Raw genomic sequence first — 26,715 nt, forward strand, 5'->3', positions numbered from 1 at the left:
ATCATTAATTATGTTTAGAGCTTGAGAAACATCCATAAAAAAATCCAAGTGCATTAAATACACTTGGATTTTGACAGCTCTGAAGGATCGTTCAACCGATCACTTTGGCCTTAACTGATCGGCATTAATCGTAAAATGACTTTTTATTATCATTTTCATGCCAAAATGGAATGATAAAAGGAGATATTATGGATATTAAAGCACTGCGCTATTTTGTTGAATTGGTCAATCAACAAAGCTTTACCCGCGCATCCGAGCAACTGTTCGTTACCCAGCCCACCATCAGTAAGATGATCCGCAGTTTAGAGCAGGAAATTGAACAGCCACTATTACATCGTGAAGGTCGACGTTTCTGGCTTACCGATGCAGGAGAGGTTGTCTATCAAAGAGCGCTAGAGATCTTAGCGCAGATGTCTCAGTTAGAAGCCGAGCTGGTCGATCTCAATCAGGTAAAGCGGGGACAACTGCATCTCGGAATTCCACCAATGGTTGGACACCTTTACGCAGGTCTGATCCGCCAATACCGTCAAACCTACCCTCATGTAGAGCTCACCATCGTTGAGTATGGCGGACGTAAAATAGAGCAAGCTATCCTCAATGGCGAAATTGACGTAGCCGTCACCATGCTTTCGCCTCATCCGATTGATAATCTGCGGTCACTCTCCTTAGACAGTTACCCCATTTGCGCCGTACTCCCTGATACATCCCCTTGGAAGCAGCAAGAAGCTATCGGTTGGGAGCAACTACAAAATGAGCCATTTTACCTCTATACCCATGATTTTACGCTGAGTGACTACATCCACTCATTCTGCCTACAACACGGATTTACACCACAAGTTGCAGCGCGCAGTAGCCAATGGGATTTTTTAGTCGCGTTGGTCAAAAGTGGCGTAGGCGTTGCCTTTCTACCCGAACCACTTTGTCGACGAATTCAAGGAGAAGGCGTCTTAGTCAAACCGATGACACCCAGTATTGATTGGCACTTAGGATTAATATGGCACGCGGAACGGTACGTTTCTCGCACCGCCGAAGCTTGGATTGAGCTGTGCCAAATGCAGAACGAACAGCCTTAGCGATCACAAAAAGTAACCATTTTGTCTGCATCACTCTCTTCTCTATATTTAGGTTTTTTGCGCACGTACAATTTACGTTGCACTTCAGAGACCACTTCGCCTTTGGCATCCTTAACATGGATAACAAATTCCGGAAAGCATTTATCCCCATTGGCCGTGCTCACTAAGATTGAATCCAGTTGGTCTTGCGTTATCAGAAACTCCGCATACAAATCAGAATGGCCCGGTTTGATAAAGTTGATGCTGGCCTCTTTGTCCCATACGTAATATTGCTCACCCAAAATCCCCATTAACATCAACGAGTAAACAGGGTCAGTAAGAGAGAAAATGCTGCCACCATACTGAGTGCGATTGGCATTTTTGTTCCACCACCGCAGCTTTAGGCGCATTTTCACCTGACGGAAGTCGCTACTAATTTCATCAATGTGGATACCAGCTCCCCAAAAAGGAGGCCAGCTATTTAACGCCCACTTAACAATATTTGGCTTATAAAATCTTGCTAAAGAGTGATTCATTCCGTGCTCACCTTTTAAACCTATCGACTCAATCACTAATAAATGTTACGCAATTGTAACTGGTAAGAGCTGTTATATCAGTGATATTGCGCGGCTTTGTGACAAATATAAAGTAACCCTTTGAACTTCGTGGTTTATTGTTAGCAGTGACTCCCCTATAATGATCGCAATTATGAATTCTGTTAACTGCTGCAGATCATCAACAGGAAAGTGTATGTCAGATAATAACCAAGCGCTCAAGGATGCAGGTCTTAAAGTTACCCTTCCTAGGCTAAAAATTTTAGAAGTGCTACAGCAGCCTGAATGCCAACATATCAGCGCTGAAGAACTGTATAAGAAATTGATTGATCTTGGTGAAGAAATCGGTCTTGCGACTGTTTATCGAGTATTAAACCAATTTGATGATGCGGGTATTGTCACTCGTCACCATTTTGAAGGTGGAAAATCCGTTTTTGAACTTTCAACACAACACCACCACGACCACTTAGTGTGCTTAGATTGTGGTGAAGTGATTGAGTTTTCAGATGAGGTGATCGAACAACGCCAAAGAGAGATTGCTGAGCAATATAATGTACAGCTCACCAATCACAGCCTTTATCTATATGGTAAATGTGCCGACGGCAGTTGTAAGCAGAACCCTAACGCGCACAAGTCAAAAAGATAGCCATCATTCTCAGCCTTGAGCTGGACGATAATAAAAAAGCCGGGTGAATCAATCACTCGGCTTTTTTGTGTAGAGAGAAAGGAGTGGTAAGCCACTCCTTTTTACTAGGTATTAATTAGAAATAATCTCGAATCAACACTTCCGCAATTTGTACCGCATTTGTTGCAGCGCCTTTTCTCACGTTATCTGCCACTACCCACATGTTAATGCCACTGTGGTGACTGATATCGTTGCGAATACGCCCTACAAGAACCGTATCCTTCCCTCCCGCATCGCGAACTTGCGTGGGGAAATCATTCCCGCTGAATACTTCAATACCTTCAGTTTTCTCTAATAACTCAATAACTTGCTCAGCATCAATCGGTAAGCGTGTTTCAATATGCAGTGACTCAGCATGGCCGTAAAAAACTGGCACGCGTACACAAGTTGGGTTGACCATAATGGTTGAGTCATTGAATATTTTTTGCGTTTCCCACACCATTTTCATCTCTTCCTTGGTGTAACCATTATCCATAAACTGGTCGATTTGTGGGATGCAGTTAAACGCAATTTGCTGGCTAAACACATCAGGATCGGCCGAAACACCGTTTAACAGCCTTGCGGTTTGTCCCGCCAACTCATCAATGCCTGACTTCCCAGCTCCTGAAACGGACTGATAAGTTGATACGTTAATTCGCTCGATACCCACAGCGTCGTGAATCGGCTTTAACGCCACCAACATTTGGATGGTTGAGCAGTTTGGGTTCGCAATAATATTGCGGTTACGGAAATCCGCAATCGCTTCAGGGTTCACTTCAGGCACAACAAGTGGGATATCGTACTCATAGCGGAAATGTGAGGTGTTATCGATGACTACCACGCCTTCTTCTGTGGCAATAGGTGCCCATTTTGCGGACAATTCACCACCAGCGGAAAACAGTGCAATCTGAACTTGTGACCAATCGAAATCTTCAACATTTTGTACTTGTATGGTCTTACCATTGAAGCGGTAGAATTTACCTTCACTACGCTCACTGGCAAGTAGGTAAAGTTCACCAACGGGGAATTTGCGATCTTTGAGCACTTCAAGCATGGTTTCACCAACCGCGCCGGTTGCTCCTAAAATAGCGATATTAAATTCTTGGCTCATTTGTTACCTCTGTTTTAAAACCTAATTTAGCTAAGGGAGTGAGATCACACGACTCACTACCGACGACAGTCATCGCGCTATATTCTCTTCTATCCCAATAAAGTTTACGCATTTGATCAAAAGCACCTGGTTTGCCAATTTCACGGCGAAACAAGGCGTCATCTTTGCGTACGTCATAAATCAATTGGGTTAAACTGCGTAATGTTTCTTCATCCCAACCGCGTGATAAATACACTTTGGCAATGGGGGTCTCGGGTAATAAACTACTGGCATTCGCGCAATGGTCATCGCCAAGATACTCACAAAAACTATTGAAAATCATGGTCGTGCCTCGGGCTTTACCTTCTAACCCATAGCCAGCCACATGCGGCGTCGCAAAGGCGAGCAAAGGCAGCAGTTCCATATCCACTTCAGGTTCAAATTCAAACACGTCTAAAGCGGCAATAAAACCATCATTTTTCTGTAGGCGTTGTTTCAGCGCTTGGTTATCCACCACAGGGCCACGAGCCGCGTTGATCAAGATCTGATCACTGCGCAACTGTGCAAGTCGAACTTCATCAATCAAGTGATGAGTCGGCCATTCACCACTTTTAGTAATGGGTGTATGCAGCGTAATGACATCCGCTTTATCAAGTAAAACATCAAGATGAGTAAACTCGCGGCAATCACCTTGTGCTTGTTTTGGGGGATCGTTGAGCAGCACATTAATGCCAATCCCCGCTAAACACTCGGCTAAATAGCTGCCGACTTGACCAGCACCAATAATGCCAACGGTTTTCTCTAAGGCAGAAAAACCATGCTGCTGCGCTAGCACCATCAATACACTGAAAACATACTCAGCCACTCCCACCTTATTACACCCCGGTGCGGCAGTAAAAAAGATGCCTCTTTCAGCCAAAAGCGCTTGATCAACGTGGTCCATACCTGCCGTCGCCGTACCAACAAACTTTAATTTATTGGCTTTCGCTAATAATGCTTGATTTACTTTCGTAACAGAACGAATCATCAAGGCGTCAACGTCGATAAGATCATCAGCCGTTAAGCTTCTACCGGGTTTCAACACCACCTCACCAAGCTGGCTAAATAACGATTCAGCATAAGGCATGTTTTCATCAATAAGGATTTTCATAGCGGAGTTCACAATTTTCGAAATTGAAGGAATTGTGCAGAAAAGCGCACAGACTGTCGAGAAGAAATCCCGCTTTCCATAAAAATGCCCGGCTCCTCACGGAAACCGGGCAAAAACCCAGAACAAAAGGATCCCGTCCCGCTCTCCATGGGACAGAGTCTGCGTCTGTTCGATCAGCTAAGCTGACCCGCTCTGGAAACCTTTTTATTAGAGGTGTGTAGGCGCATTAGCCTTGATACTTTTTGATCACTAGCGTCGCGTTCGTACCGCCAAAACCAAAGCTGTTAGACATCACAGTAGTTAGCTCTTGCTCGCGCATTTCGGTCACAATATCAAGGCCATCAGCCGCTGGATCTAAATTGTCAATGTTGATGCTTGGCGCGATAAAGCCGTGGTGAAGCATCAAGGTAGAGTAGATGGCTTCATGCACACCTGCCGCACCCAATGCGTGGCCAGTCATTGCTTTTGTCGCCGAGATAGCTGGGCTGTTGCCAGCGAACACTTCTTGAATGGCACCCAACTCTTTTACATCACCGACAGGTGTGGAAGTACCATGTGTATTGACATAATCCACACTATCTACCGCTTGCATTGCCATCTTCATGCAACGCACAGCGCCTTCACCTGATGGAGCCACCATGTCGTAGCCATCGGATGTCGCGCCGTAACCGACGATTTCACCGTAAATTTTTGCGCCGCGAGCCAGTGCATGCTCAAGCTCTTCAACCACAACCATGCCGCCGCCGCCTGAAATCACGAAACCATCGCGGTCAGCATCGTAAGTACGTGACGCTTTTTCTGGTGTTTCGTTGTACTTAGTTGACAGCGCACCCATTGCATCAAACATCATAGTTAAAGACCAATCGAGCTCTTCACCACCACCTGCAAACACAACATCTTGCTTACCCAATTGGATAAGTTCCATTGCGTGACCAATACAGTGAGCCGACGTCGCACAAGCGGAGCTCATGGTGTAGTTGACGCCACGGATTTTAAATGGCGTAGCAAGACAGGCTGAAACAGTCGAAGACATAGTACGTGGAACCATGTAAGGACCAACGCGCTTCACGCCTTTTGTGCGCAATGTGTCGACAGCAATAACTTGGTTATACGACGACGCACCGCCAGAACCAGCCACAATACCAGTGCGGTCATTAGAGACCTGCTCTGGTGCTAAACCTGAGTCAGCAATCGCTTGTTCCATTGATAGGTATGCAAACGCGGCCGCATCACCCATAAAACGCATCTGTTTGCGATCAATATGGTCAGCAGGGTTCATTTTCAGGTTACCCCACACTTGAGAGCGTAAACCGTTCTCTTTGAACTGCTCAGAAGCGGTAATACCTGATTTGCCTGCTTTTAGAGACGCTAAAACTTCTTCGACGTTGTTACCGATACTTGAAACAATACCCATACCGGTGATTACGACTCGTTTCATGTGACATTCCTATAATTCAAAATTCGCTTAGATAATAACTAAGAAGAATAACAAAAGTGGTCAGCTTTCCCAGAAATTCGTACAATCTCGAGCTATATATCGCCCGATTTCACAGAATTACACCATTATGACCAGCATAACCAACGCAACACTGGGTTGGAATGAAGCGGGCACACCCGTTTCCGACCAATTCGATGACGTTTACTTTTCCAACGTTAACGGCCTAGAAGAGACGCGTTACGTGTTTCTTTCCCAAAATCATATACCACAAAGATGGCACCAATATGACCAAAAACGATTCGTCATTGCCGAAACGGGGTTTGGCACTGGGTTAAATTTTCTCGCTGTATGGCAAGAATTTGATGCGTTTAGGCAACAAAACCCAAATGCGCCATTGCAAGCGCTGCATTTTATCAGTTTTGAAAAATATCCGCTCAATAAACACGACTTGATAACAGCGCACCAAGCGTGGCCTGAATTAGCGACTTATGCGAAAAAGCTTCAACAACACTACCCGATTGCAGTACCAGAATGTCATCGCATTGTTCTTGATGATGGTGCCATTACCCTTGATCTTTGGTTCGGTGATATCAAAGAGTGTATGCCGCAAGTTCCCACAACCGAGCAAGGCGTGGTAGACGCATGGTTTTTGGATGGTTTTGCTCCCAGTAAAAACCCTGAAATGTGGAATCAAACGCTGTTTGAGAATATGGCCAAACTGGCGAAACACAAAGCCACGTGCGCCACTTTTACCGCCGCAGGTTTTGTACGACGCGGATTGATAGAAGCAGGCTTTTCGATGAAAAAAGTGAAAGGCTTTGGCACCAAAAGAGAGATGATTGCTGGTCAACTGGAACACAAAACGCCGTACAGCAATATAAAACCTTGGTTTGCGATTGCGCCGACAACCAATATTACCGACGTGGCGATCATCGGCGGCGGCATTGCTAGTGCCACATTAGCTAAAATGCTCAATCGCCGCGGTATCAATGTCAGCCTGTATTGCGCCGATCCTCAGGCCGCTCAAGGTGCTTCAGGTAACCGACAAGGTGCGGTTTACCCACTGCTGAATAAAAACCACAGTGGTGTATCGCGTGTTTTTGCGCCCGCTTTTCTGTTTGCTCGGCAATTTGTTGAGCAAATGGCGCAAACCGTCCCTTTTGATCATGATTGGTGTGGTGTGACCCAATTGATGTGGGATGAAAAATCGACCCAAAAACAGATGGCGATGCTTGAAGGGAAATTTAACCCTCAGCTAATGCACTACTGCGATCAACAAGCAACGTTACAAAACGTCGGCTTACCGACTGACATGGTCAGCTTACATTACCCACTCGGAGGATGGCTTTGCCCTGCTCAACTGACACAAGGCCTGTTTGACCAATTAAGCCAAAGTGAGCGATTCAACGCCTATTTCAATCACGAGGTGGAGTCTTTGCACTGGGATGAAATACAGCGGCAGTGGACATTAAGTATTAATGGTAACGAAAAGCACCATCAGTGTGTGGTCATTGCAAACGGTCATCAATTTGACCATTTCGAGCAAACACAAGCGTTGCCACTTGGCAAAGTGAAAGGACAAGTAAGCCATATTCCAACCTCAGAAACATTGCAAAAGCTGAGCAGCGTGTTGTGTTACGACGGCTATATGACACCGCACAACCCCAACACTCAACAGCACTGCATTGGCGCAAGCTATGACCGAAGTCAAATCAACCAAGCATTCGATGCGGCGGCGCAGCAAGAGAATGGACAACGCTTAACCCGTTGTATTAACGACCAAAACTGGACACAGCAAGTCGATACATCTAGCAATCAATCTCGCCAAGGCGTTCGCTGTGTCAGCCGCGATCATTTGCCGTTTGTCGGGAATGTGGGCAACTTTGAACAGATCAAGCTCGACTACCAGCCGTTACCGTCCCAAGATCCGCAACAGACTCCATCTGTGGCTCACTATCCTCATTTGTACTGCATGCTCGGGCTAGGATCGCGAGGGCTAAGTTCTGCGCCATTAATGGCTGAGTTACTGGCTTCACAAATGAGTGGCGATCCGCTACCACTTGCTGTTGATGTACTCGAAACGCTTCATCCAAGTCGAATGTGGGTGAGAAAACTCAAAAAAGGCAAAGCCATCACCGAACGTACTCCTCGATAAAACCCATCATAGAAAAAAGCCTTGCTTATCCAGCAAGGCTTTTTTAATGCTCACTTTTTCACGCGAAAAGGCGTGAAACTTAACGTGAGACGAATTTAAAACGAGACAAGAAAACTATACGAGCTTCGCAACCGCGTCTTTCAATTGTGCAGCCACTTCTGGGTTAGTCACTTGACCCGTGGCCAAGTCAAAATTGTCATAAAAACTCGGTACCGAGACAGACGCTTTTACATTACCACCAAAATAAGGAGCAGAATTATTTGCCGCCGCCAAAACCGATTGCGCGCCACCAGGACCAGGAGAGCTGGCTAGGTAAACAGCAGGTTTACCTTTGAATAGTTCACGGTCAATGCGTGTTGCCCAGTCAAATAAATTTTTGTACGCCGCTGGGTAGTGACCATTATGCTCAGCAAAAGAGATAACAAACGCATCCGCTTGAGCAAGATCACGCAGAAAAGCTTGAGCGCCTTCGGCTTGACCAAGCTCTTTTTCAAGATCTTCGCTAAACATAGGAACGGTATAGTTGTTAATATCAAGCACCACCACGTCTGCACCTTCGATGAGGTGAGCGGTGTAAGTGGCCAATGCTTTATTGATTGAAGTTGAGCTGTTTGATGCTCCAAATGCGATGACTTTCATGGTGTTGCCCTTGTGTGTTCGAATATGGCTTAAGCATAGCGATCGCACAAATTAACAACAACCATAAAAATTTTACGGACTCATTCAAAGAATTCGAATGAGTTAAGTGTGCTCATCTTAAGCTTGGTTGTGAAGCTCGGTCCATAAATCGAACACAATCACGCGGTCGGCAGGCGTCAGCTCTGTGCGCGCTTGCTCTAGGCTTTGCTCAATTCGTGCTTTAAACAGAGATAGATCGTCAATTCCTTCATCTTCACACGCGGCTGCAGACAAAGAAATATGACCTCGCAAATAACCACCCGCAAACAATTCATCGTCCGATGCCGTCGCAATACGTGCATCAATCATTTCCAGCAGTTTTTCTTCAAATCCAATAATCATACAACTCTCATTTTCTCTTATTATTTAGCTAGTTACCTGATAATAAAGTGCTCTAGCCTTAATTCTGTCGTACCATAAAAAGCACGTAATGCATCTGACAGCATCTTCACTCGGGGTGGAAGTCCAACCTGTAAGATAGCGACTACCTCACGATGTACCTGAGTCATAAAGGCGATACGGTCTGGTTCAAAAGCGCCGTGTAGGTTGTCACAACTCACAGTAAAAGGAAAGCCAGCACTGACCGATAAAATCCACTCATACGCTTGAGGGCGAACCTCTACTTTTTCAAATTCGGCTTGAACTTGCGCGGTTCGCCCGTCTGGTTGATACCAATAGCCAAAATCTTCCATCAATCGTCGTTCAGGGCCGGCGACACACCAATGCGCGATTTCGTGCAGTGCCGAGGCAAAGAAGCCTCGTGCGAAAATGATGCGGTGATGATTGATTTGCGCATCAGCAGGCAAGTAAATCGGCTCATCACCACCGAGCTCTAAACGCGTATTGAATGGCTCAAAAAAAGTGTCATTGAACAGGGAGATCAAGTCTTGGTATTGATGTGTCATCGCTCAGTCATGCAGGCAAAAATTTCTCAACGCATTCTCTTATTTTTCTGTAGTCAGGTAAAGCCATTCAATCGCCCCACTTCATTAGTTTTATTAATCGGTCAAACGGTTTCTTGGCATAAAATCTCATTCGCCATCGCCTGACTTTACTACTACACTTGCGCCTCCATTTTTAAGTTCAACCGCTTTCTCGGTTCTTATATACCTAAGGAAGTGCTGTCGGAGTACCGCATTATGTTGCTCAGTGTTTTATATATTATTGGTATTACTGCCGAAGCGATGACTGGCGCATTGAGTGCAGGCCGTCGAAAAATGGATTGGTTCGGTGTGATGTTAGTAGCGAGTGCCACTGCGATTGGAGGCGGTACGGTGAGGGATATTTTACTCGGCCATTATCCGCTAGGTTGGGTGAAGAATCCGGAGTTTTTAGCCATTACCTGTATCGCAGGCGTTCTCACCACAGGCTTAGCTAAATGGGTAATCAAACTCAAAGGGTTGTTCATTCGTTTAGATGCATTGGGGCTAATTGTGTTCAGTATCATAGGCACAAAAGTCGCAATGGGCATGGGTTTGCATCCCGGTATTTGTATGGTTTCTGCGTTGGTCACTGGGGTGTTTGGTGGGTTATTACGCGATTTAATCTGCAGACAAACGCCACTGGTACTACATGAAGAACTCTACGCTTCGGTTTCATTAGTCGCTTCAGGGCTTTATTTAACCTTACTCGCATTCGGCATCAATGATGTCACCAGCACGATAGTAACGCTTATTGTGGGTTATTTATTGCGTATGGCGGCAGTGCGTTTTAAATGGCGTTTGCCTTCTTTCCAGCTTGATGCTGAAAATCAGATTCATTAGCCATAATCCGATGTTAGATATTCCGATGTTAGATATTTGGTTAGTTAGCTGACTTGTTTCGATAAAAGATTCATTCAGCCGCGGAAATTGGCTAAACAGAAAATTGGTTAAACAAAAGCGCCCTAACAAGAAGGGCGCTTTTCATTTTAATTCGGTTATGCTGGATTAGATTTTAGGCGTTTCGGTTTGAACCGCAAAATTCTGCCCGCGATGACGAAGTAAGTGGTCCATCAACACAATCGCCAGCATTGCTTCGGCAATGGGCACAGCGCGAATACCAACGCAAGGATCATGGCGACCTTTCGTGATAAGTTGTGTGGGTTCACCCGTGCGAGTAATGGTATCGCCGGGTACTGTAATACTTGACGTGGGTTTAAGCGCAATACTGGCAACAATATCTTGCCCAGTCGAAATACCGCCTAAAATACCGCCGGCATGATTTGAGCGAAAGCCGTTCGGTGTTAGAGGATCTCGATGCTGGCTGCCTTTTTGCTGCACGACATCAAAACCGTCACCAATCTCTACCCCTTTCACCGCATTAATGCTCATCAAAGCATGCGCAATATCCGCATCTAGACGATCAAATACCGGCTCACCTAAACCAACAGGCAGGTTGGTCGCGACAACTTGAATCTTTGCACCGATCGAATCACCTTCTTTTTTCAAATCACGGATCAACTGGTCGAATGCCGCCACTTTGTCTGCATCTGGACAGAAAAAGGCGTTATTCTCAATTTCATTCCAATCCACTTTATCGATACAAACATCACCCATTTGTGACAAGTAAGCGCGAATTTCAACCCCAAATTCTTGTTTGAGATATTTCTTCGCAATGGCTCCCGCTGCCACTCGCATCGCTGTCTCACGTGCTGATGAACGGCCACCACCACGATAGTCACGAATGCCATATTTTTGATGGTAGGTATAATCGGCATGACCGGGGCGAAACTTGTCTTTAATGTCTGAATAATCGGTTGAACGTTGGTCGGTATTTTCAATTAATAGACCAATCGATGTACCTGTGGTTTTCCCCTCAAATACACCAGAAAGAATTTTGACTTCATCCGCTTCACGGCGCTGCGTTGTATAGCGAGATGTGCCAGGACGGCGACGATCTAGGTCTATCTGTAAGTCAGCTTCTGTAATTTCTAAGCCCGGAGGGCATCCGTCGACGATACATCCTAGTGCGATACCGTGACTTTCTCCGAATGTCATCACTCGAAAATGTTGTCCGATACTGTTTCCTGCCATTACTTCCTCAATATTGATGACACAGAGCGACATGCTCCCTATCACCGCTTCATTCTATTGTTCGTGGATTCATAGTGGCTTTATTACGAAATGATGTAAAGCCCCAAAATAAAGCAATGTGTATTTTTCTAATGGATAAAAAAACGCCAGCACTGTGGCTGGCGTTTTTCTTATGCGTACGGCATTAGTCGATATAAAGCGCAAAGTCGCTAGCGCAATCAACCAACTGCTGGCGAGTCAGCATGAATACGCCATGCCCGCCATTTTCAAACTCAAGCCAAGTAAACGGAATGTGGTCGTATTGGTTCATCATATGCACCATCGAATTGCCCACTTCACAGATCAAAATACCGTTATCGGTGAGATACCCCGCCGCATTGGCCAAAATACGACGCACCAATTTCAAACCATCGGTACCGGCGGCTAAGCCGAGTTCTGGTTCGTGTTTGAACTCTTTGGGCAAACTATTCATATCTTCTTGATCCACATACGGTGGATTCGACACGATTAGGTCATATTTCTCTTTTGGCAAATCACGGAATAGATCGGAACGGATCGGGAAAACTTGTTGCTCCATACCGTGATCTTGAATATTTTGCTCTGCCACTTGCAGTGCGTCGGTTGAGATATCAATCGCATCCACTTCAGCATCAGGGAACGCGTGGGCGCACGCAATGGCGATGCAACCGCTGCCAGTACACAAATCCATAATGCGTACAGGCTCGTCGATCAACCAAGGTTGGAACTGCGCTTCAATCAATTCGCCAATCGGTGAACGTGGCACCAGTACTCGCTCATCCACATAAAACTCAAGGCCACAGAACCACGCTTTATTGGTTAAATAGGCGATAGGAGTACGTTCATTAATGCGCTTAATCACCCGTTCAACAATACGCAGACGTTCGCTGCCTGTTAAACGAGAATTCAGTACATGCGGAGGAACATCAATCGGAAGATAGAGTGTCGGTAGGATTAGCTGAACGGCTTCATCCCACGCATTATCGGTCCCATGACCATAAAATAAGTTGGCGGCATTAAAACGACTGACCGTCCAACGAATCATATCTTGAAGCGTGTGAAGTTCAGAAACCGCCTCTTCTACAAAAATCTTATCCAAAATTGCCTCCGAAAAGCGCTACAATACTGCCAATATCGATCTGTTAGAAAATGACCAAACCCAATGAGCCAAAAAGAGACCGAACACGATGACGCTTTCGACTTGTTTCGGGATGCAGTAAAGGGCGTTAAAAAGTTGCGACAGGATACCATAATCCAGCCGCCAAACAGAAACCCCAAACAAAAAGAAATCCGCCGTATTGCGCGGGAAGCCAACGATACCGAATTTTATTTTTCCGATGAGTTTATACCAAAACTCAGCGATGAAGGCCCGACGCGCTATGCTCGTGATGATGTGTCGAAATATGAAGTTAAACGTTTAAGACGTGGCGTCTATGTGCCGGATGTATTTTTGGATATGCACGGCATGACACAGCAAGAAGCGAAACGAGAGCTCGGGGCGATGGTTGCTTATTGTGTGAAAGAAAATATTCACTGCGCTTGTGTCCAACATGGGATCGGTAAACACATTCTCAAACAAAAAGTTCCTCTCTGGCTCGCTCAACATCCTGATGTGATGGCGTTTCATCAAGCCCCTCTTGAATTTGGCGGGCATGGCGCGGTGTTGGTGCTGCTTTCCATTCCTGATAAGTGATTTAAACTGACGCTAACTTCAGCATCAACGCTTTTGCTCCAGCATAACGATGAGGATTAATGCCGTAAATCCGGTGGAATCGGCATGTTATTCTCATCGAGTTTGGGTCTTTGACCACCGCGTTTACGATACTGCTTAAGCTGAAAGACGTAAGCCAGTACCTGCGCGACCGCCACGAAAAGCCCGTCGGGGATCTCCTGTTCAAGATCGGTTGTGTGATAAAGCGCTCGAGCCAAAGGCGGTGCGGGGATGATGTGTATATCATGCGCACGTGCTACTTCACGAATTTTCATCGCCATGTGATCGACGCCTTTAGCCACCACAATCGGTGCTTTATCCGTATTTTGTTTATAGCGCAGCGCAACTGAGAAGTGTTCTGGGTTGGTGATGATTACATCCGCTTGTGGCACTTCCGCCATCATCCGCCGCTGGGCCGCTTCACGCTGCAACATCCGAATTCGGCCTTTAACCTCAGGTTTTCCTTCCGTATCTTTGTATTCGTCTTTTACTTCTTGCTTGGTCATTTTTAATTGGTCAGCGTGCTGCCAGATTTGGAATGGGATATCGATGGCGACCACGACCAATAAAGAGCAACTGATCAGCAACACGAAGTTGAGCAAAATATCGAGCGCATGGAAAATATTTTGTGGATAGACATCCATGCTCAGTTGAAATAGATCTTCTTTCGATACATTGATCAGATAAAAAGCAACGCCAGAAACAAGCAGTACTTTTAAAATGGACTTAAATAACTCAACCCAACTTTGCAAACCGAACATACGTTTTAAGCCACTGAGCGGGTTCATTTTGGAGGGCTTGGGCATCGCAGCTTCGACAGAAAAGTTAATTCCACCAATGCCAGCCGCGCCAATTAATGCAGCAATAAATAACGTGATTAAGATAAGCGAGAGTGGCAATATCAGAGTCGCAAGAGAACCAGCCGCAATATCAAACAACTTTCCAAGATCAAACACTTCTTCTCGGCTTAAGTTGAAGATTCGCCCCATCAAAGCGTACAAGGCTCGGGCTAACGATTCGCCAAACCACATCAATGCAATCGCACCCACCACCAGTACCGAAACGGACGCTAACTCTTTTGAACGAGCGACTTGACCTTTTTTTCGCGCCTCGTCCAATCGCTTGGGCGTGGCGTCTTCGGTACGTTCTTGACCGTCTGACTCTGCCAAACGCGCCTCCTAACAGTTCATACGGATAAGGCGACAAATTTGTTGCTCGCCTTCTAACCAGAATAGTTCGTAGTGACTATACAGGCCGCCTAAAATATACCAACAGAGTAGCAAGCCGACCAAAAGCGCAAACGCAAAACCCAACGAGAAAATGTTGAGCTGAGGGGCTGCACGAGTCATCACACCAAATGATAAGTTGACGGTTAATAGCGCAATGATGCCAGAAAGAGACATACTCAGCGCCACTTTAAACATAATTCCCAGCCACAATGCGAGCTCACGAAAATCCACGGTCGTTAATGCCCCATCGCCAATAGGCAAGGTTTTGAAACTGAATACCACCAGTTGGATCATCTTTAAATGACCATCGGTTGCTAAGAAGAACAAGGTCGCTAAAAACATAAACAATTGACCAAGCAAAGGGGTGTTCTGCCCGTTTACGGGGTCGACCATTGAAGCAAAACCTAAGCTGGCTTGCATACCCAATATTTGGCCAAGCATAACAAAGGTTTGGATTATAAACTGGGTGATCATGCCCATTGCAACGCCAATAATAATCTGCTCAAAGGTGGTCAAAAAACCTTTAAATGAAAGTAGTTCAACGGTCTCTGAAACGGCAGGAATCGCGGGCATCACGGCGAAGGTAATAGCCAAACCTAAGTAGAGCCGCACTCGGGTCGGAACAAAGCGGGCCCCAGTGACTGACATCACCATCAGCATGGCGGAAATACGAGTGTAGGGCCAAAAATAGCTAGCAATCCACTCTAAAACGAGGCTTGTTGGGTACTCCATTCAAGCTCCTAGTACAGCACCTGTGGTAGCCGTTCAACGATAGAGAAGAAATACTCCATCAACATCTGCGTCATCCAATGGGCAAAGAACATCAGTGCCAGTAACGTCACAATGAGACGCGGTAAAAAGCTCAACGTCTGTTCGTTAATTGAGGTCGCGGCTTGGAAAATGGCGACCACTAAGCCAATCAACAAACTCGGGATGATGATGGCGCACACCATGATAAGCACCATCCACAGTGCGTCTCGAAACAGCTCAACAAAGACTTCAGGAGTCATTCGCGCCCCCGCTATAAAGCAAAACTGCCGGCTAGCGTTGAGAGGATCAAGTTCCATCCATCCACTAGTACAAACAGCATGAGTTTAAAAGGCAGCGAGACGATCATCGGCGAAAGCATCATCATACCCATCGCCATCAAAACAGACGCCACCACTAAATCAATGATTAAAAAGGGCAAAAATAGCATAAAGCCGATTTGAAACGCCGTTTTTAGCTCCGAGGTGATGAACGCAGGGATCAGCACCGCCATCGAGACCTCTTCAGGATTGGTTGCGTCAGAGCCCGATATCTCAACAAAGGTTTCTAAATCTTTGACTCGCGTCTGTTTCAGCATGAAGGCTTTTAGTGGCTCTTGAGCCGTATCAAACGCTTGACGCGCCGTCATCTGCTCATTGAGATACGGCTGCACAGCTTGCTCATTAATGGCATTGATGACTGGTGACATAATGAAAAAAGTGAGAAAAATAGCGATGCCGATAATTACTTGGTTTGACGGCGTTTGTTGCAGACCCATTGCCTGGCGCAAGATCGACATCACAATCACGATACGTGTAAAGGAAGTCATCAAAATGACCATGGCAGGCAAAAAACCTAACATGGTCATCAAGGCTAAAATTTGTAGATTGATCGAGTAATCTTGACTGCCATCTGAATTGGTCGTCATGGTAAATGCTGGAATACCGCCACCACCACTGACGCTACCAGCGGCTATCGTTTTAGAGGCACCACTGTCTTTATTCATCGCCGTTACTGTCACCGTTTCTGCGCCTACGGCGCTGGAAGGAATTGGCGTGGCTAACTCTTGCTCTGAAAACGCAAACGGGGTAAACAATAATGCCACCAGCAACATAGAAAGATGCCATAGATGAGCAAGGTAACCCAATGAGGCCGTGCGACTATTTCTTGTCATTTTTCTTTAGCAGCTGAGTCAGTTGACCGGCAAACGGACTGACCTCAGCCTCCTCCTGTTTGAGTGGGGCATCTAATTTGGCGATCAATTGGACGGATTGTGACGTGACTCCGACGAGAAATTGTTCTTCTCCCGCTTGCACAATAACGATACGCTCTTTAGTACCCACCGGCAGTTGACGTACAATGCTCAGCCCTTTTTGATTACCGAACGTGGGCACTCGCATGCGTTTTAACACCCAAGCCAAAAAGAGAATTAGCGCAATAACGAACAAAAGCGACCCGAAAGTGGTCGCTAAATCTAAGTGATCATTCGGCGCTGCCATCGCCTGGCTTGAACAGAGCAATAAACCGATCAGTTTTTTCATCCAAATACTTCTTTCTCGTAAACTGACGTTATGCTAACGCAGCTTTTTAATACGCTCAGTCTGGCTGATTACATCGGTTAAACGAATACCGAATTTATCGTTAACCACTACCACTTCGCCATGAGCAATCAAGGTGCCGTTTACCATCACATCCAATGACTCACCCGCGATGCGATCAAGCTCAACCACTGAGCCTTGGTTCAATTGCAGTAAGTTACGAATGCTGATCTTCGAACGCCCCACTTCCATCGAAATGGTCACTGGAATGTCCATGATCGTATCAAGTTTGCGGCGCTCATCTTCGGTGATCGGTGGCGAAGTATCTTTTAATTCATCAAGAGGCGCGGCCAGAATTTCATCTACATCAATACTAGGCGCGGATGGGTCTTCCCCTAATGCGGCTGCCCATTCGTCTGCCAATCTTTGGTCGTCACTTGGTTCCATCTTCGTTACCTACTCTATTATTCTTCGTTATCTTCTTCGTCATCATCTTCAAATTCAGACATGATGTCTTTGCCTAAAAAGGCGAGATCCGTTTTTACTACATCAGGGCGTTTGATTTTTTCAGAGACTTGAACAGCCATTTTTTCGCCAGAGCGACCCATTTTCACTCGGTAAGTAGGCAGCTCTTCAACAAACATCGTTGCGTTTTTGGGCATTTTAATTGGGATGATATCGCCTACTTGTAGATCCATTAAGTCACGCAATGAAATATCTTGCTCTAATAAATTGACTCGGAAATTGACGGGCACATCCATGATCTCTTCGCGCAATGCAGAACTCCAACGCACATCGGTTTCCATTTTATCCGACTGGACACCCGCATCGAGCAACTCACGAATGGGTTCAACCATCGAATAAGGCATGACCACGTGGAAATCACCACCGCCGCCATCGACTTCGATATGAAACGAGCTCACCACGATCACTTCCGTTGGGCTGACGATGTTAGCCATACTTGGGTTCACTTCAGAATCCAAGTATTCAAACTCAACGCCCATCACTGGTGACCAAGCTTCTTTGTAGTCGCCAAAGACAATTTTTAACAGTAATTGAATGACGCGCCGTTCTGTTGGTGTAAATTCTCGCCCTTCAATTCGAGCGTGGAAACGGCCATCGCCACCAAAAAAATTCTCTACCAAAATGAACACCAAGCGCGCTTCCATCGTGACCAACGCGGTCCCTTTTAATGGACGAAAACGCACCATGTTCAAACTAGTCGGAACATAAAGCGTATTTTGGTATTCACCAAACTTCATCATTTGTACGCCGTTAATCGACACCTCGGCGGTTTTGCGCAACATGTTAAACAAGCTAATGCGCATATGACGAGCAAAACGTTCGTTGATAAGCTCCAGCGTAGGCATACGCCCACGAACGATGCGGTCTTGTGAAGAGAAGTCAAAATTAATCGCCGGCTTACCGTCAACATCGTCATCGTCTTCCGCCTCATCAACACTGTCTACACCATGGAGCAGGGCATCAATTTCGTCTTGGCTTAATAAATCAGTCACTTCTCACCTACTGCATTACAAAATCGGTAAACAACACTTTTTCGATCACAGGTTGCCCAACCGCTTTAGTGAGTGCCGCTTTAATATCATCTGTTGCCTTATCTCTCAGCTCAATTCGCCCGGTAGGGCTACGAAGCTGTTCCACAGTGGCAGACGCAAAAGTGGCCAGTAAAGAACTTTCCACTAAAGGTGAATGGTAACGTGCAAGGCTTTCGTTTTCTGAACCTCGCACCATCAACTGCACTTTGATTTGCACCAAACGATCTTTCTTATCACCCGTGACGTTAAACACAAACGGCTGTGCAATATTAACGTAAGCCACAGGATCCGTTGGCAAAGCTTGCTGCGCTGCGGGGGCTTGCTCACTCGTGGCTTCAGCCTCATCTCCGCTCATCAAAAAGAAAGCTGCACCACCACCAAGCAGTAACACTACGGCAGCAATAACGATAATCAGCAGTTTTTTCTTCCCTTTGGGGGCTTCCGCGCCTAACTCTTCATCAGCCATAATGTTTCTCTATGTCGTTATTTTAATGTTAGTTTAAGCGTAATAACTGATTCCATCACGCTTTGATGCGACATTCAAATCAAGTTTGACGTCTGTATCAAGGTTTTCTTCGTCTAAATAGCTTCCGTTGCGCGCCAATTGACCAGATTGAGCATCCCCGTCAGCAGTGTAGCGCGCTTGTTGCTGACCAGCGCTCTGTTGTTGGACAGAGGTCTCACCCAACTGCACACCTTGTTGTGCCAACATTTCTCGTAGCCTTGGCATAGATTGTTCAATCACATCACGTGCTTGATGGTTAGCGACCGTAAAATGAACCGTCGTATGATCACCATTCATATTCATACGAATTTGTAAACGCCCCAATTCCGGTGGATCTAAGCGAATATCGACATGTTTAAGGTTTTTCGACATCATCATTTGCAGCCGTTCCGCCATTTGCTCACTGGCCATTTCTCGGTTAAGCAACAAAGGAGGCTGTTGCGCGGCTTGCAAGTTGTCAGCACGGCTCTGCGTCGCGTTCAAACCATGTTGCCCCAAAGCACTCGAAAGCTGCTGCGCTAATGTGCCCTCTTTTTGCTCTTGAGCCGACCCTGCATCATTCACACCCGATAACGCTTTCGCGCCTAATCCGGCTTTGAATAGCGCGGGGTTGAGTGGCAATTCTGCATGGGTTGCAGCTGGTATCGCGGCCGCATTCGCTAACTGTTGTATTTGTACATTGGATAACTCATTGCTTGCTGTCACAAGAGGTGACGATGCTAGTGCGGCTTTGTCTGCCGCCACGGCAGCCTGCATGGTTTGAGATTGTTGCTGAGCTAAGGCTTGCTGAACAGAATGGGCTAATGAAACCGGCGTATTTTTACCCTTGAGGACCGTTTCACTTTGTGCAACATCTAGAGGTAATGCTTGCCCTTCGGCAATAACTGTGTTCGCCCAAGGAATGGCAGCGGCAGTCAATAACGCCTCTGTGGACAGTCCTTGCTGATCATTTTCCGAATCGGTTTGAGGTGTATTCGTAGATGGAGAGAGTGGCAACTTGCCCTCTGCTAAATTTGTCGTCAATTGTGAATCAAGTGCTTGCGCTTCAACCAAAGGTGATGGCTCTATGGGCATGGCGTTGTCACTTTTTACCACCGCGTTAACTGCTGCATCGCCAACTTCAGTTGTGGCAAGTAAAGTGGCCTCATCTTCTATCGCTTGCGACAAAGCGCTTGCTTGCACTGACTTTGTATCTTGAGGCGGCTGAATGAATTTTCGGACTGATTCCGGCAGGCTGAGTTCACCATTCTCTTCAGTCTCTGCGCTTAAGCTTGATGCCGTAGGTGACCCTTCCGCAGCAATCAAACGCTCTTTGCCCTGCTGAATAGGCAGCACACGCTCTGCATCTTGTTCCGTGATGTGCTGATCAGATAATGGAGCTTGCTCATTCACTGACGTCGGTGCTACTGGGTCAGTAGTGGGTTTAGCGAATGTATCCTGTGCTGATATTTGCGCAGCCGCTGGCGCTTTTTTCTCCACTTGATCCGAGGAGTCACCTGCGTTGTCGTCGATTTGCACGTCTACCGGATGAGTGTTTTGTGGCAAGGTTTTGCCGTTTTGGTCAGCAAGTGCTTGATTGGCGCTATTTAAACGGCCAAGGATTTCATCGCCATCGCTCATCACTTGTGCTGTTTTCTGCTGAAGAGCGGAGTCATCAACCTCTGCTGAAGGGGGTGATTTTGTTTGCACGGTAGTAAGATCAGCCTCTTCACTCAATGCCTCACCAAGTTCTTTATCTAACAAGGCATCGCTACTTTGGGCTGCCACGTCATCGGTGAGCACAGCTCCCTCATCCAGCGCCTTAAAGTCGGTTTCTGCCGAAGATTCAGTGCTACGACCCATAATGAGGGCGGTCAGTTTTTCAAAAAAACCTTGAGATTCAGAACCTTCACTCACCGCATCAGAGCCTGCTTTACTCACGCTGGCCATTTTAGAGGTGTCGGATGGTGTTGTAATATTTACATTCATATCCATGATGCTCGCACTAAAAACAGAGGATGACGCGGATTCATTATTGGCCAGTAAGCCATGTTTCATCATTTTTTGACGATGGCGCAGTGGATTAACCTAATGAACTCCGTGATTAGTCAGAAGCAAGAAATGAGCCAAGCCTTCAATATCGATAAGAAAGTATGACACCCATCTTATTGGACACGTTGACGACTTGAGGCGTCAGTGACTTAAAACTTATTTTGATTAAAACTTATGTTGCTTAAAACTTGTGTTGATTAGAACGTTGCCGACTAAAGAGCAGTGTAGAAAACTCATCCATCTGCTTCTGCTCTCGTTTATCTTGCAGACGTTGCGCTTCTATCTGTTTTTTTTCAATGAGCCATTCGTAAGAGCGTCGCTGTTTTCTCACTTCCATCCAATGCTCTTGGCAATTCTCTACCTGATTTTTGAAGTGTTGTTCTGCATCTCTTTGTTTGACAAGGGTTTCATCTAACTGGGTAAGAAATCGGTTTAAGTGTCCATATTGGCTCGCCGTCAAACCTGACATACCGCGCTCCATAAGCTGCTGACAATAATCCAGTCGGTATTGTTCAATCTGCGCTAACTGCTTGTAATAACTCTCTAGCTCATCACGCGATTTAGATAACGCCATCACGGCTTTTTCTTCTTTGTCTTTGGCTTGATCAAGCAGAAACTCGAGTGCGTTATCCATCGATTACCCCACTTGCAAAACGTGCTTGAGCATATTGACGCACATGTCGTAAGGAACCGAATCCTTCATCCCTTGCTGCAAATATTCATCCAGCCTAGGTTTTAGCGTAAATGCACTGTCAATCGCAGGGTCCGTCCCCGGCTTGTAAGCACCGATAGAGACGAGATCTTGATTTTTCCGGCAGATGGAGAGTATTTGACGCACCGCTTTCGACATCAACAGATGCTCATCGGTGGTGATTTGTGGCATGACACGGCTGACCGATTTCTCTACATCAATCGCTGGGTAATGTCCGGCATCGGCCATTTCACGTGATAAAACAATGTGACCATCAAGAATGGCTCGCGATGCATCAGCGATCGGGTCTTGTAGATCATCCCCTTCGGTGAGCACGGTAAAGAAAGCGGTAATCGATCCTTGGTGAGGACCGCCATTTCCCGCTCGTTCAACCAAGGCGGGCAGTTTAGCAAACACCGACGGCGGATAACCTTTTGTGGCTGGCGGCTCACCGACAGATAACGCAATTTCACGTTGCGCTTGGGCAAAACGAGTCAACGAGTCCATTAGTAGCAATACATCTAACCCTTGATCACGAAAGTATTCCGCAATCGCTAACGCGGTTTGACAGCCTTTTAAACGCATCAGCGGTGAGGAGTCCGCAGGCGCGGCTACTACAACTGAACGTTGACGTCCATCAACGCCTAAAATCTCTTCTATAAACTCTTTTACTTCGCGGCCACGTTCACCAATCAGCCCCACCACCACCACTTGAGCGGTTGTGCCACGAGTCATCATGCCAAGCGTTACAGATTTACCGACACCAGAACCAGCAAATAAACCAATCCGCTGCCCTTTACCCACCGTCAGTAAACCGTTGATCGCTTTTAGGCCAACGTCCAGAGGTTCTGTTATGGGTTTGCGAGCTAATGGATTGATGGGGTCAGCATTAAACGATGCGCGCTTTTCGGTATAAATAGGCCCCAGCCCATCGAGTGGATTACCGACACCATCAATCACCCGTCCAAGCAGCTCCATCCCGACAGGTAGCCCCGCATCCCCTGTCATTGGGGTAACTTTAGCTCCGGGCAGTACGCCTGTTATCTGTTCGCTGGGCATCAGATAGAGGTTATCGCCAGAAAAGCCAACCACTTCCGCTTCCATTTCTCCGGACATGGTTTCTACTTTACATAAGCTACCAATAGGGGCTTTACAACCAGTAGCCTCAAGGGTTAAACCAACCACACGGACCAATTTGCCCGATGCCATTGGGCGGCAGGTTAACCCTTCAGTTTTGTATTGACTAAGGCGATCGGCAAGAGACAACACTATTGATCACCTTGTTGGTGACGATTGGTGCCACAAAAACTTTTCAACACGCTACGAATGCGATCTTCCATTCGATAATTCACACTCGACTCACCAGCTTCAATCTGGACGTCACCGCGATTTAATGCTGGTTCTTTGACCAATGTCCAGTTTCGGAAATCCAGTTCTTTTTCGCCATAAGCAGAATGAATCACGTCAACATCTTCTGGATGGAGTTTTAATGTGATGGCATGACCGGATACAGGCAGGGATTCAACCGACGATTTGACGGTATCTAAGATCACTTGCGGATTGGTTTGTACCTCAACGTGAACGACTTCTTTGACCAAGGTTAAAACCATATCGACCAGCTGTTTTTCGACTTGGGCATTCATCAACTCTAGCGGTTGAGCAAATTGATTGGCAAGACCAACGAAAATATCAACCTGCTGCTGGATGAGAATTTGCCCTTCAGCGACACCCTCGGTTTTGCCTTGCTCAACACCTTCTTGGTGTCCTGCAATCAGACCTTCTTCTTTGCCTTTTTCATAACCTTGTTTGAATCCGGCTTCTTGACCTTGATGCAAACCTTCTTGATAAGCCCCTTGTTTGATCTGGCCAATCTCTTCTTCGCTGAGTTGCAACGGCTCTTCAGCCACTGGCTCATCAAAACTTGGCATCCAACCGGGGTCGTAGTTCATTGCCGTTTCTTTGGCTTTTTTATTGATCTCTGCGCCGTAGTCCGGCAACCCCCACTTTTTGGCTTGTTCAATATTAGCGTCTGCATCTAAACGTAAAAAGCCGCGTTTTCTTTCTCCAGACATAATGCTACCTATTGTTGAGTCAGGGTTAGATTATAAGAATTCGTCTGCGCCGCCAGACAGCATAATTTCGCCACTGTCGGCCATGCGACGTGCAATCGCCAGAATCTCTTTTTGCGCCGCTTCGACATCTGATACTTTAATCGGAGGCATGGCTTCCAGATCATCTTTCATCATCTCAGCAGCACGTTTTGACATGTTTTTGAAGATCTTCTCGCGCAAGGCATCATCAGCACCTTTGAGTGCTTTTTGCAGCACATCTTGCGGTACATCACGCAGCAATTTTTGAATGCCTTGGTCGTCGACTTCGACTAAGTTTTCGAACACGAACATCAGATCTTGGATCTGCGTTGCCATGTCTTCATCTTGCTCACGCATCTGATCCATGAGCAAGCCCTCAAGATTATTATCGAGGTAGTTCATGATATCGGCCGCCGCTTTCAAACCACCAATTTTCGCTGCTTGCGCACCCGCTTGGCCTGCGAACTGTTTCTCCATGATTTCATTTAGCTCAGCTAATGCAGAAGGTTGTACTTCTTCAAGGTTAGCAATACGCATTAGCAAATCTAAACTGTCACGCTGTGCGAACTGCGCCAAAATTTCAGCCGATTGATCCGGTTCTAAATACGATAAAACAATGGTTTGGATTTGTGGGTGTTCATTAACAATGATGCTCGCCACTTGTCGCGGATCCATCCATTTCAATGAATCCAACCCTTTTGAACCCGTACCAAGCAAAATTTGATCGACCAAGTTATTGGCTTTATCGGCACCTAATGCAGCGATAAGCGCGTTACGCATAAAGTCTTCGCTGCCCATACCGATATTGGTGTATTTCTGAATATCTTCGAGGAAAGCACGATGCACCGCGCCCACTTTTTCTTGGCTAAGCTCTTTCGCTTTCGCCATCGCGCTACCGACTCGTTGTACCTGCTTAGGTTCAAGATGGCGGATGATGCCTGCGGCGTCCTCTTCGTTTAAGCTCAACAACAAAATAGCCGCTTTTTCATCACCAGAAATCGTTGATATATCGATCTTTGATTCTTCCACTTCAGTTCCATTTTTATCTTCAGGCATTTTGCATCCAATTCTTCACTACTTGAGCCGCAAGTTCAGGCTCATTGGCCACCAGAGCACGCACCGCTTTCAGTACATCCTCATCCTTGTGTAAGTTTGGCAAATCAATACCGGAACCAAACTCAAAGAGATCACCGCCGTCAATACCACTGCCAATTAAACTGGTTTCACCATCAGCACCAATGGGTAAACCATCAGGTCCGTACATTGGGTCATCATCATCCGCAGCAGGGTTGAGCAGTTTTTTCAGTGCAGGGCGCACCAGCACCAGCACAACAACCACAATAACCAAGGCACTAGCAAACCAGCGTACCCAATCGTTGAAGTTTGGATGTTCCCAAATAGGGACATCAACCATTGACTCAACTTCAGGCACGGCAAATTGCATGCTCAAGACATTCAATAAATCGCCACGGTTTTCATCAAAGCCAACCGTCCCAATCAAGACTTGTCGCACGGCGCTAATTTCACTTTCGCTCAAGGGAGTATAGGTGACTTCGCCAGTCTCTGGGTTAACCGATGATCGGTTTTTAATCGCCACCGCCACCGTTTGTCGGTTAACAACACCGGACTGCCTGCGCTCATGGCTAATGGTGGTATCGAGTTCAAAATTGCGAGTGGCTTCCTTGTGCACAGAACCTTGCCCGAGTATCGAACCATCTTTCATCTGCGCAACGTCTTGAGGGATCGAAGCATCCGCTGGGGGTTGATTACTTAATGCACCCGGGACACCAGCGACCATACTACCGTTGTTATAATCTTCAAGCGTATATTCACTGCGAGTTGCGGGAGTATTGGGATCAAAACGTTTACGCGTTTGTTCAATGGCACTGAAATCCAGTTGGATATCCACTTGGGCGGTATAATTACCAAAACCTAGAATTGGTATTAATACCGAATCAATTTTTTCACGCAGCGCCTCTTCTTGCTTGCGTTCAAGTTCTTGTTCTTTACGACGAGCAGAAGACACGGGGTCTTGAGAGCCTGAACTGAGCAAACGGCCATGTTGATCAGTTACGGTAATTCGATTGGGTTTCATCCCTGGCACGGCACTGGCGACCATATCGACAATAGAGTCGACCTCTTCTTGTTTGAGGTTCGCGCCAGTTCGTAAGGTAAGAAAGACAGATGCGGATGCATCTTGGTTATGACGAACAAATACGCTTTGTTTTGGCAATGCCAATAACACACGAGCTTTATTGACGAGCTTCATCTCTTCAATCGCTTTGGCAAGCTGACGTTCACGGCTAAGTTTAAGTCGCTCTTGCTCAAGGCGCTGAGAAACACCAAAGCCCATATCTTGCATCAAGATTTCATCGCCCGCTTGCTTGTTTTGATTTAACCCTGCACGGACGAGGTTGAGTTTTAAGCTGTTGTATTCACTGGATGGCACTAAGATAGTATTACCATCTAATTTGTAGGTTAGTTTCTGCTGATCAAGATAATCGAGGACAGGAATAAGTTCTTCGGTTTCATAAGCGCCAAGTGGGCGCATTTCAGGTTCTCGAACCCAAAAGAACAACATGACAATCAGCGCGACACAGATGGAAATAGAAAGGACTAACACCACCTGGCGCAACAAGTCCAAGTCGCCCATCGCAAAATCACTTTTGGATGAACTCTTCTCTTCAAGATCTGGGTTTTGCGTGTCCATGTCTAGATCTGAGCTCGCCATTAAAGCGTGGTCAGAACCACTGGTCACGGTAAGATCGGTTGTTTGCTTATCTTCTGCCACGGCGGCTACCTAA

At 46.4% G+C, this 26,715-nt stretch carries 28 protein-coding genes; 5 read left to right on the forward strand and 23 right to left on the reverse strand.

All coding sequences use genetic code 11. The features are described from left to right. Positions 1 to 188: 188 nt before the first annotated feature. Entirely contained in the window at positions 189 to 1,073 is an 885-nt protein-coding gene (locus EXZ60_RS06185) for a LysR family transcriptional regulator (RefSeq protein ID WP_029388096.1), read from the forward strand. Here EXZ60_RS06185 and EXZ60_RS06190 read toward each other — a convergent pair. Continuing rightward, entirely contained in the window at positions 1,070 to 1,588 is a 519-nt protein-coding gene (locus EXZ60_RS06190) for a DUF4442 domain-containing protein (RefSeq protein ID WP_010318688.1), read from the reverse strand. The genes EXZ60_RS06185 and EXZ60_RS06190 overlap by 4 nt on opposite strands. A 214-nt stretch (positions 1,589 to 1,802) precedes the next feature. Here EXZ60_RS06190 and fcrX point away from each other — a divergent pair, with 214 nt between their 5' ends. After that, on the forward strand, positions 1,803 to 2,252 hold the full coding sequence (gene fcrX, locus EXZ60_RS06195) for a ferric iron uptake transcriptional regulator FcrX (RefSeq protein ID WP_010318689.1): 450 nt from the start codon (positions 1,803 to 1,805) through the stop codon (positions 2,250 to 2,252). Between the two features lie 115 nt (positions 2,253 to 2,367). Here the strand turns inward: fcrX and EXZ60_RS06200 are convergent, their stop codons facing one another. The 3 genes from EXZ60_RS06200 to fabB form a co-directional block, all read right to left on the reverse strand. Continuing rightward, entirely contained in the window at positions 2,368 to 3,381 is a 1,014-nt protein-coding gene (locus EXZ60_RS06200) for an aspartate-semialdehyde dehydrogenase (protein WP_013856334.1), read from the reverse strand. Further along, on the reverse strand, positions 3,365 to 4,510 hold the full coding sequence (locus EXZ60_RS06205) for a 4-phosphoerythronate dehydrogenase (protein WP_115339192.1): 1,146 nt from the start codon (positions 4,508 to 4,510) through the stop codon (positions 3,365 to 3,367). The genes EXZ60_RS06200 and EXZ60_RS06205 overlap by 17 nt, the downstream gene beginning before the upstream one ends. A gap of 226 nt (positions 4,511 to 4,736) precedes the next feature. Then, positions 4,737 to 5,948 (reverse strand): beta-ketoacyl-ACP synthase I, encoded by a 1,212-nt coding sequence (fabB, locus tag EXZ60_RS06210; RefSeq protein ID WP_277435460.1) that lies wholly within the window; start codon positions 5,946 to 5,948, stop codon positions 4,737 to 4,739. Between the two features lie 127 nt (positions 5,949 to 6,075). On the opposite strand from fabB, the gene mnmC reads away from it, so the two are divergent. Then, a complete protein-coding gene (mnmC, locus tag EXZ60_RS06215; RefSeq protein WP_277435461.1) occupies positions 6,076 to 8,103 on the forward strand; it encodes a bifunctional tRNA (5-methylaminomethyl-2-thiouridine)(34)-methyltransferase MnmD/FAD-dependent 5-carboxymethylaminomethyl-2-thiouridine(34) oxidoreductase MnmC in 2,028 nt (675 codons plus the stop codon). A gap of 114 nt (positions 8,104 to 8,217) precedes the next feature. On the opposite strand, the gene EXZ60_RS06220 is transcribed toward mnmC, so the two are convergent. The 3 genes from EXZ60_RS06220 to EXZ60_RS06230 all read right to left on the reverse strand — a co-directional run bounded on the left by EXZ60_RS06220 (position 8,218) and on the right by EXZ60_RS06230 (position 9,686). Continuing rightward, positions 8,218 to 8,742 carry an NADPH-dependent FMN reductase gene (locus EXZ60_RS06220; RefSeq protein ID WP_026027294.1) on the reverse strand — a complete coding sequence of 175 codons (525 nt, stop codon included), beginning with the start codon at positions 8,740 to 8,742 and terminating at the stop codon, positions 8,218 to 8,220. 117 nt (positions 8,743 to 8,859) lie between these two features. Next, on the reverse strand, positions 8,860 to 9,123 hold the full coding sequence (locus tag EXZ60_RS06225) for a YfcL family protein (protein WP_013856329.1): 264 nt from the start codon (positions 9,121 to 9,123) through the stop codon (positions 8,860 to 8,862). 32 nt (positions 9,124 to 9,155) lie between these two features. Then, positions 9,156 to 9,686 (reverse strand): elongation factor P hydroxylase, encoded by a 531-nt coding sequence (locus EXZ60_RS06230; protein ID WP_017042731.1) that lies wholly within the window; start codon positions 9,684 to 9,686, stop codon positions 9,156 to 9,158. Positions 9,687 to 9,920: 234 nt separating this feature from the next. Here EXZ60_RS06230 and EXZ60_RS06235 point away from each other — a divergent pair, with 234 nt between their 5' ends. Next, positions 9,921 to 10,544, forward strand: coding sequence for a trimeric intracellular cation channel family protein (locus EXZ60_RS06235; RefSeq protein WP_026027295.1), 624 nt, complete (start codon positions 9,921 to 9,923; stop codon positions 10,542 to 10,544). 165 nt (positions 10,545 to 10,709) lie between these two features. Here the strand turns inward: EXZ60_RS06235 and aroC are convergent, their stop codons facing one another. Together aroC and prmB are read right to left on the reverse strand one after the other, a co-directional pair. Beyond that, entirely contained in the window at positions 10,710 to 11,795 is a 1,086-nt protein-coding gene (gene aroC / locus EXZ60_RS06240) for a chorismate synthase (RefSeq protein ID WP_026028357.1), read from the reverse strand. 184 nt (positions 11,796 to 11,979) lie between these two features. Further along, entirely contained in the window at positions 11,980 to 12,912 is a 933-nt protein-coding gene (gene prmB / locus EXZ60_RS06245; protein WP_013856325.1) for a 50S ribosomal protein L3 N(5)-glutamine methyltransferase, read from the reverse strand. 63 nt (positions 12,913 to 12,975) lie between these two features. Here prmB and smrB point away from each other — a divergent pair, with 63 nt between their 5' ends. Next, complete coding sequence (gene smrB / locus EXZ60_RS06250) at positions 12,976 to 13,506, forward strand: endonuclease SmrB (RefSeq protein WP_129532664.1); 531 nt, start codon at positions 12,976 to 12,978, stop codon at positions 13,504 to 13,506. Between the two features lie 56 nt (positions 13,507 to 13,562). Here smrB and flhB read toward each other — a convergent pair whose 3' ends face one another. The 14 genes from flhB to fliF all read right to left on the reverse strand — a co-directional run bounded on the left by flhB (position 13,563) and on the right by fliF (position 26,702). Then, positions 13,563 to 14,693 carry a flagellar biosynthesis protein FlhB gene (gene flhB / locus EXZ60_RS06255; RefSeq protein ID WP_017045734.1) on the reverse strand — a complete coding sequence of 377 codons (1,131 nt, stop codon included), beginning with the start codon at positions 14,691 to 14,693 and terminating at the stop codon, positions 13,563 to 13,565. 9 nt (positions 14,694 to 14,702) lie between these two features. Further along, positions 14,703 to 15,485: a flagellar biosynthetic protein FliR gene (gene fliR / locus EXZ60_RS06260; protein WP_013856322.1), complete on the reverse strand. Its 783-nt coding sequence runs from the start codon at positions 15,483 to 15,485 to the stop codon at positions 14,703 to 14,705. Between the two features lie 8 nt (positions 15,486 to 15,493). Then, positions 15,494 to 15,763 carry a flagellar biosynthesis protein FliQ gene (fliQ, locus tag EXZ60_RS06265; RefSeq protein ID WP_013856321.1) on the reverse strand — a complete coding sequence of 90 codons (270 nt, stop codon included), beginning with the start codon at positions 15,761 to 15,763 and terminating at the stop codon, positions 15,494 to 15,496. An 11-nt stretch (positions 15,764 to 15,774) separates the two neighbouring features. Next, positions 15,775 to 16,614: a flagellar type III secretion system pore protein FliP gene (fliP, locus tag EXZ60_RS06270; RefSeq protein WP_017042736.1), complete on the reverse strand. Its 840-nt coding sequence runs from the start codon at positions 16,612 to 16,614 to the stop codon at positions 15,775 to 15,777. 46 nt (positions 16,615 to 16,660) lie between these two features. Next, on the reverse strand, positions 16,661 to 17,041 hold the full coding sequence (fliO, locus tag EXZ60_RS06275) for a flagellar biosynthetic protein FliO (protein ID WP_013856319.1): 381 nt from the start codon (positions 17,039 to 17,041) through the stop codon (positions 16,661 to 16,663). Positions 17,042 to 17,074: 33 nt separating this feature from the next. After that, a complete protein-coding gene (gene fliN / locus EXZ60_RS06280) occupies positions 17,075 to 17,485 on the reverse strand; it encodes a flagellar motor switch protein FliN (RefSeq protein ID WP_010318705.1) in 411 nt (136 codons plus the stop codon). A 17-nt stretch (positions 17,486 to 17,502) separates the two neighbouring features. Continuing rightward, the gene (gene fliM / locus EXZ60_RS06285) at positions 17,503 to 18,555 is read right to left on the reverse strand and encodes a flagellar motor switch protein FliM (protein ID WP_017042737.1); all 1,053 of its coding nucleotides are present in this window, start codon (positions 18,553 to 18,555) and stop codon (positions 17,503 to 17,505) included. 7 nt (positions 18,556 to 18,562) lie between these two features. After that, positions 18,563 to 19,060, reverse strand: a complete 498-nt coding sequence (gene fliL / locus EXZ60_RS06290; RefSeq protein ID WP_017042738.1) for a flagellar basal body-associated protein FliL — start codon at positions 19,058 to 19,060, stop codon at positions 18,563 to 18,565. 33 nt (positions 19,061 to 19,093) lie between these two features. Beyond that, entirely contained in the window at positions 19,094 to 21,139 is a 2,046-nt protein-coding gene (locus tag EXZ60_RS06295; protein WP_277435462.1) for a flagellar hook-length control protein FliK, read from the reverse strand. 172 nt (positions 21,140 to 21,311) lie between these two features. Further along, positions 21,312 to 21,764, reverse strand: coding sequence for a flagellar export protein FliJ (gene fliJ, locus EXZ60_RS06300; protein WP_010318709.1), 453 nt, complete (start codon positions 21,762 to 21,764; stop codon positions 21,312 to 21,314). Positions 21,765 to 21,767: 3 nt separating this feature from the next. Further along, positions 21,768 to 23,090 (reverse strand): flagellar protein export ATPase FliI, encoded by a 1,323-nt coding sequence (fliI, locus tag EXZ60_RS06305; protein WP_013856312.1) that lies wholly within the window; start codon positions 23,088 to 23,090, stop codon positions 21,768 to 21,770. Beyond that, positions 23,090 to 23,893: a flagellar assembly protein FliH gene (gene fliH, locus EXZ60_RS06310; protein WP_017042741.1), complete on the reverse strand. Its 804-nt coding sequence runs from the start codon at positions 23,891 to 23,893 to the stop codon at positions 23,090 to 23,092. Before fliH ends, fliI begins: the two co-directional genes overlap by 1 nt. A gap of 30 nt (positions 23,894 to 23,923) precedes the next feature. Further along, positions 23,924 to 24,967: a flagellar motor switch protein FliG gene (gene fliG, locus EXZ60_RS06315; RefSeq protein WP_017042742.1), complete on the reverse strand. Its 1,044-nt coding sequence runs from the start codon at positions 24,965 to 24,967 to the stop codon at positions 23,924 to 23,926. Continuing rightward, positions 24,960 to 26,702: a flagellar basal-body MS-ring/collar protein FliF gene (gene fliF / locus EXZ60_RS06320; RefSeq protein WP_017042743.1), complete on the reverse strand. Its 1,743-nt coding sequence runs from the start codon at positions 26,700 to 26,702 to the stop codon at positions 24,960 to 24,962. Before fliF ends, fliG begins: the two co-directional genes overlap by 8 nt. Positions 26,703 to 26,715: the final 13 nt, after the last annotated feature.

The organism is Vibrio sp. 1151_11 (assembly GCF_029478525.1).
Taxonomy (GTDB): Bacteria; Pseudomonadota; Gammaproteobacteria; order Enterobacterales; family Vibrionaceae; genus Vibrio; species Vibrio anguillarum.